We start from the raw sequence: 6,185 nt of genomic DNA on the forward strand, positions 1-6,185 counted from the left end.
AGGATAGGAGGAGACGATGTATCGGCGACATATCAAGCGTCTTTTGGATATCGCGGTCTCGCTGGCCGGGCTGCTGGTGCTGGCAGTGCCGATGCTGGCGGTGGCGGTGCTGATCGAGCTGGACTCCCCCGGGCCGGTGTTCTTCCGGCAGAGGCGGATCGGGATCCATAAGACGGAGTTCGAGATGCTGAAGTTCCGCACCATGTCCACGAAGGCCCCGGCGGATATGCCGACGCACCTGCTGGAGGACGCCGGGTCCTACAGCACGCCGTTCCAGTCCTTCCTGCGGAGATACTCCATCGATGAGCTCCCGCAGTTGATCTGTGTACTGAAAGATCAGATGTCCATCATCGGCCCCCGGCCGGCGCTGTGGAACCAGGAGGACCTGATCGCGGAGCGGGACCGGTACGGGGCGAACGACGTGCTGCCGGGCCTGACGGGCTGGGCGCAGATCAACGGGCGGGACGAGCTGCCGATCGAAGTCAAGGCGCGGTATGACGGGGAATACGCGGAGCGCATCAGCTTCGCCTTCGACTGCCGGTGCTTCTTCGGCACGATCGGGAAGGTGCTGCACCACGACGGTGTGGTGGAGGGCGGCACCGGCGAACTGGAAAAACGGGAGAAGGAGATGTCTGCGAAGTGAAGAGGCTGCTGATCACCGGCCTGACGGGCAAGTCCGGCATCGTTTTCGCGGAGCGGCTGGCGGAGGAGGGGCTCACGGGCTCGTACGCGGTCCGGGCCGCGGTGCGTCCGGCGTCGGACACGGCGCGCCTGCGGGAGCTGCTGCCGGAGGCGGAGCTCTGCCCGGGCGTGCTGGAGGACGGAGCGTACCTGGAAAAGCTGACCCGGGGAGCGGACGTCCTGTTCCACATCGCGGGGATCCACTGGTCCCTGCCCTTGGTGCGGGCGGCGGCGGAGAACGGGGTCCGGCGGATGATCCTGGTCCATACCACCGGGATCTATTCGCGGTACAAGGCGGCGGGCGAAGAGTACCGCCAGATCGACGCGGCAGTCTATGGGATCGCGGAGGAGGGCGGGATCGGCCTGACGATCCTGCGGCCCACGATGATCTATGGGACCTTGGAGGATGGGAACGTCGTGGAGTTCATCAAGATGGTGGACAAGCTGAGCCCCATGCCGGTGGTGTCCCATGGGCGATACCTGCTCCAGCCGGTCCACGCGGCGGACCTGGGGCGAGCCTACTGCCAGGTGCTGTGTCACCTGGAGGAGACGGCGGGGAAGGATTACATCCTCTCCGGGCGGGACCCGGTCCTGCTGATGGATCTGTTCCGCATGATCGCGGAGGAGCTCGGCGTCCGGCGGCGTTTCCTCAGCGTGCCGTTCCCGGCGGCCTATGCGGGGGCATGGGGGCTCTACCTGCTGAGCCTCACGCGGGCCGACCTGCGGGAGAAGGTGCAGCGCCTTTGTGAGGACCGGGCCTTCCCGCACGAGGAGGCGGTCCGGGACTTCGGGTACGATCCCATGCCCTTCGAGGAGGGCCTGCGGGGGGAAGTGCGGGCGTACCTGGAGCGGACGAGAGGGCGGCGGACATGAAGATCCTGGTGGTCTGTCAATATTTCCACCCGGAGACGTTCCAGATCAACGACATCTGCCGGGAGCTGGTGAGAGCGGGCGACCAGGTGACGGTGTTGACGGGGCTGCCGAACTACCCGTCCGGGAGGGTGCCGGAGGAGTACCGGCATGGCAGATCGCGGGAGGAGACCTGGGAGGGCGTCCGCGTGGTCCGCTGCTTCGAGATCGGGCGGGGGCGCGGGGCGGTCCGGCTGGGGCTGAATTACCTGAGCTACTGCCTGTCCGCGGCCCGGAAGGCCCGGGCCCTCCGGGAGGACTTCGACGTCATCTTCGTCTACCAGCTCTCCCCGGTCCTGATGGCCTATCCCGGCGTGGTGATGAAGAAGCGGATCGGGAAGCCGCTGTACCTGTATTGCTGCGACTTGTGGCCGGAGTCCGTCAAGGTGACGATCCGGGAGGAGTCGTCCCCCATCTTCCGGATGGCGGAGAGGATCAGCACCGCCCTGTACCGGGAGTGCGACGCGATTGGGGTGCAGTCCCCGGCGTTTTTCGAGTATTTCGAGCGGGTGCACGGGATCGCGCGGCAGCGGCTGCGCTATATCCCGCAGTATGCGGACGAGCGGTACCTGACGCAGGAGCTCTCATTGGACAACGGCGTGTGGGACTTCGTGTTCCTCGGCAACGTGGGCAGCGCCCAGGGGATCGACACGATCGTCGCGGCGGCGGGGATGCTGGAGGGCGCCTTCCGGTTCGAGGTCCATATCGTGGGGGACGGATCCTATCTGGAGACGGCGGAAGGGCTCGTCCGAGAGGCGGGGCTGACGGGGCTCGTCCGGTTCCACGGCCGCCAGCCGGTGGAGCGGATGCCGGAGTATTACGCGCTGGCGGACGCCTGCCTGCTGACGCTGACCGCGGGGGCGGGGTCCGTGGGCGGCACGATCCCCTCGAAGCTGCAGGGGTACATGGCGGCGGGGAAGATGGTCATCGGGGCCATCGACGGGCCCGCGAGGGAGACGATCGAAGAGGCGGGCTGCGGCCTGTGCGCCGGCGCGGGGGACGCCGCGGGGCTGGCGGAGCGCATGGCGGAGCTGATGCGGCATCCGGAGCGCTATCGGGACTGCGGCGCGAATGGCCGCAGGTACTTCATCCGGCATTTCTCGCGGGGGGAGTACATGAAAAAGACCCGGGGGATCCTGGGCGATCTAGTGGAGGCAGGACATGTTTGAGGAAAAGACGTTGATGATCACCGGAGGGACGGGGAGCTTCGGGAACGCGGTGCTGGCGCGTTTTTTAGGGACGGATATCGGGGAGATCCGGATCTTCTCGCGGGACGAGAAGAAGCAGGACGACATGCGGCACGAGTACCAGATGCGGGCCCCAGAGGCGGCGGAGAAGCTGCGGTTCTACATCGGGGACGTGCGGGACCCGCGGTCGGTGCGGGACGCGATGCAGGGGGTGGACTACATCTTCCACGCGGCGGCGCTGAAGCAGGTGCCATCGTGCGAGTTCTTCCCGCTGGAGGCGGTGAAGACGAACGTGTTCGGGACGGAGAACGTGCTGACGGCGGCGGTGGAGGCCGGGGTGGAGGCGGCGATCTGCCTGTCCACGGACAAGGCGGCGTACCCGGTGAACGCCATGGGGACGTCGAAGGCGATGATGGAGAAGGTGATCGTGGCGAAGGCGCGGACGGTGGGCCGCGGCGGGACGAGGATCTGCTGCACGCGGTACGGGAACGTGATGTGCAGCCGGGGGAGCGTGATCCCGCTGTGGATCGAGCAGATCCGCGCGGGGGAGCCGATCACGATCACGGAGCCGAAGATGACCCGGTTCATCATGTCTCTGGAGGAGGCGGTGGACCTGGTGCTGTTCGCCTTCGAACACGGGGAGAGCGGGGACATCCTGGTGCAGAAGGCGCCGGCGTGCACGATCGAGGTGCTGGCCAGGGCGGTGACGGAGCTGTTCGACCCGGGGCACGAGGTCCGCGTCATCGGCGTGCGGCACGGGGAGAAGCTGTACGAGACGCTGCTGACCAACGAGGAGTGCGCCGGTGCGGTGGACCTTGGGGCGTTCTACCGGGTGCCCTGCGACAAGCGTGGGCTGAACTATGACAAGTATTTCCGGAAGGGCCGGAGCGGGCAGGACACGCTGACGGAGTTCAACAGCAGCAATACGGAGCTGCTGGATGTGGAGCAGGTGAAGGAGAAGCTGCTGGCCCTGCGGTACATCCGGGAGGAGCTGGGGAGAGAGGAGGCGCGGTGAGATGAAGGTCCTCATCACGGGAGCGAAGGGGTTCGTCGGGCGGAACCTCTGTGCCGCGCTGGAGGCGGTGCGGGACGGACAGGACCGGCGGGCGGACCATGCCCTGGCGGACCTGGTCCTGTATCCCTATGACGTGACCAACGGGCCGGAGGAGCTGGAGGCGTGGTGCGCGGAGTGCGACTTCGTGTTCAACCTGGCGGGCGTGAACCGGCCGAAGGACGAGGGGGAGTTCATGGCGGGGAACTTCGGCTTCGCCTCCACGCTGCTGGAGACGCTGAAGCGGCACGGGAACACGTGCCCGGTGATGCTGGCCAGCTCGATCCAGGCGTCGCTGACAGGGCGGTACGCCGGGAGCGCGTACGGGGAGAGCAAGAAGGCGGGGGAGGAGCTGTTCTTCCGGTACGGGCGGGAGACGGGGGCGGAGGTGCTGGTCTACCGGTTCCCGAACCTGTTCGGGAAGTGGTGCCGTCCGAACTATAACTCGGTGGTGGCGACGTTCTGCCACAACACGGCCCACGGCCTGCCGATCCGGGTGGACGACCCCGGTGCGGCGCTGGACCTGGTGTATATCGACGACGTGGTGGAGGAGCTGATCCGTGCGCTGCGGGGCCAGGCGGCCCGGGAGGGGGCGTGGTGCGTGGTGCCCGTGCACCACGAGACGACCCTGGGCCATGTGGCGGAGACCATCCGCTCCTTCCCGCGCCTGCGGGAGGGCCTGGAGGTGCCGGACCTGTCGGACAGCCTGACACGGGATCTGTACGCCACGTACCTGTCCTACCTCCCGGCGTCCGGGGCGGTCCGGGATCTGGAGATGAAGGAGGACGCGCGGGGCAGCTTCACGGAGCTGATCCGCACGCCGGACCGGGGCCAGCTCTCCGTCAACATCTCCAAGCCCGGGGTGACGAAGGGCCGGCACTGGCACCACACGAAGAACGAGGAGTTCATCGTGGTGAAGGGGGAGGCCCTGATCCGGCAGCGGCGGATCGGCACGCAGGCGGACGGCAGCCCCTATCCCGTCGAGGAGCACCGGGTCTCCGGGCGGCGCCTCCAGGCGGTGGCGATGCTCCCGGGCCATACCCACGAGATCGTGAACCTCTCGGAGACGGAGGACCTGGTGACCGTCATGTGGGCCAGCGAGCCCTTCGACCCGGAGCGGCCGGATACGTTCTCTCAGGAGGTGTGAGGCATGGGCAAGAAGCAGGAGCGCCGGGACGTCCGGTTCCGGGACGACGGCAGGCTGAAGCTGCTGATCATCGTGGGGACCCGGCCGGAGATCATCCGCCTGTCCGCCGTGATCGAGAAATGCCGGAGGTATTTCGACTGCATCCTGGCCCATACCGGGCAGAACTACGACTACAACCTCAACGGCGTCTTCTTCAAGGACCTGCGCCTGGACGAGCCGGAGGTCTATCTGGACGCCGTGGGCAGCGACCTGGGGGAGACGATCGGGAACATCATCAGCGGCTCGTACAAGCTGATGGCGGAGCTCCGGCCCGACGCGCTGCTGATCCTGGGGGACACGAACTCGTGCCTCTCGGCCATCGCGGCCAAGCGGCTGCACGTCCCCATCTTCCACATGGAGGCGGGGAACCGCTGCAAGGACGAGTGTCTGCCGGAGGAGACGAACCGGCGGATCGTGGACATCATCTCGGACGTGAACCTGGCGTATTCCGAGCATGCCCGGCGGTACCTCCAGGAGTGCGGCCTGCCCAAGGAGCGGACCTTCGTCACGGGCTCCCCCATGGCGGAGGTGCTGCATAAGAACCTGGGACAGATCGAGGGCAGCGATATCCATGCCCGCTTGGGTCTGGAGCGGGGGCGGTACATCCTGCTCTCCGCCCACCGGGAGGAGAACATCGACACGGAGGAGAACTTCCGCTCGCTGTTCACGGCGGTGAACGAGATGGCGCGGCGCTACGACCTGCCGGTGCTGTACTCGTGCCACCCCCGCAGCCGCAGGCGGCTGGAGGAGAGCGGGTTCCGGCTGGACGAGCGGGTCGTCCGGCATGAGCCGCTGGGCTTCCATGACTATAACTGCCTGCAGCTCCATGCCTTCGCGGTGGTCAGCGACAGCGGCACGCTGCCGGAGGAGAGCAGCTTCTTCACCTCCATCGGCCGTCCCTTCCCCGCGGTGTGCATCCGCACCAGCACGGAGCGGCCGGAGGCCATGGACAAGGGCTGCTTCGTCCTGGCGGGCATCGGGCCGGGCTCCCTCCTCCAGGCCGTGGACACCGCCGTGGGGATGGTCCGCAGCGGCGACTTCGGCCTCCCCGTCCCGGATTACCTGGACGAGAACGTCTCCGGCAAGGTCGTCAAGATCGTACAGAGCTTCACCCACGTCGTCGATAACTTCGTCTGGAGGAAAGGCTGAGCCCATGAAGGTATTGCAGATC

The 6,185-nt window shown here is 67.0% G+C and carries 6 protein-coding genes; all 6 read left to right on the top strand.

Going from position 1 to position 6,185, the window contains the following annotated elements; all coding sequences use genetic code 11:
* Positions 1-16 precede the first annotated feature (16 nt).
* From QZ332_RS12790 to QZ332_RS12815, 6 genes are read left to right on the top strand one after another with little or no spacing between them, the layout of a single operon-like run.
* Positions 17-643: a sugar transferase gene (locus QZ332_RS12790; RefSeq protein ID WP_295766116.1), complete on the top strand. Its 627-nt coding sequence runs from the start codon at positions 17-19 to the stop codon at positions 641-643.
* Positions 640-1,554, top strand: coding sequence for an NAD(P)-dependent oxidoreductase (locus QZ332_RS12795; RefSeq protein WP_295766118.1), 915 nt, complete (start codon positions 640-642; stop codon positions 1,552-1,554). Before QZ332_RS12790 ends, QZ332_RS12795 begins: the two co-directional genes overlap by 4 nt.
* A complete protein-coding gene (locus QZ332_RS12800) occupies positions 1,551-2,759 on the top strand; it encodes a glycosyltransferase family 4 protein (RefSeq protein WP_295766119.1) in 1,209 nt (402 codons plus the stop codon). Before QZ332_RS12795 ends, QZ332_RS12800 begins: the two co-directional genes overlap by 4 nt.
* Positions 2,752-3,792, top strand: coding sequence for a polysaccharide biosynthesis protein (locus QZ332_RS12805; protein ID WP_295766121.1), 1,041 nt, complete (start codon positions 2,752-2,754; stop codon positions 3,790-3,792). The genes QZ332_RS12800 and QZ332_RS12805 overlap by 8 nt, the downstream gene beginning before the upstream one ends.
* A gap of 1 nt (position 3,793) precedes the next feature.
* Complete coding sequence (locus tag QZ332_RS12810; protein ID WP_295766123.1) at positions 3,794-4,975, top strand: NAD-dependent epimerase/dehydratase family protein; 1,182 nt, start codon at positions 3,794-3,796, stop codon at positions 4,973-4,975.
* A gap of 3 nt (positions 4,976-4,978) precedes the next feature.
* On the top strand, positions 4,979-6,163 hold the full coding sequence (locus QZ332_RS12815) for a UDP-N-acetyl glucosamine 2-epimerase (protein ID WP_295766125.1): 1,185 nt from the start codon (positions 4,979-4,981) through the stop codon (positions 6,161-6,163).
* Positions 6,164-6,185 lie beyond the last annotated feature (22 nt).

This window comes from uncultured Oscillibacter sp. (assembly GCF_910584465.1).
Lineage (GTDB): Bacteria > Bacillota > Clostridia > Oscillospirales > Oscillospiraceae > Oscillibacter.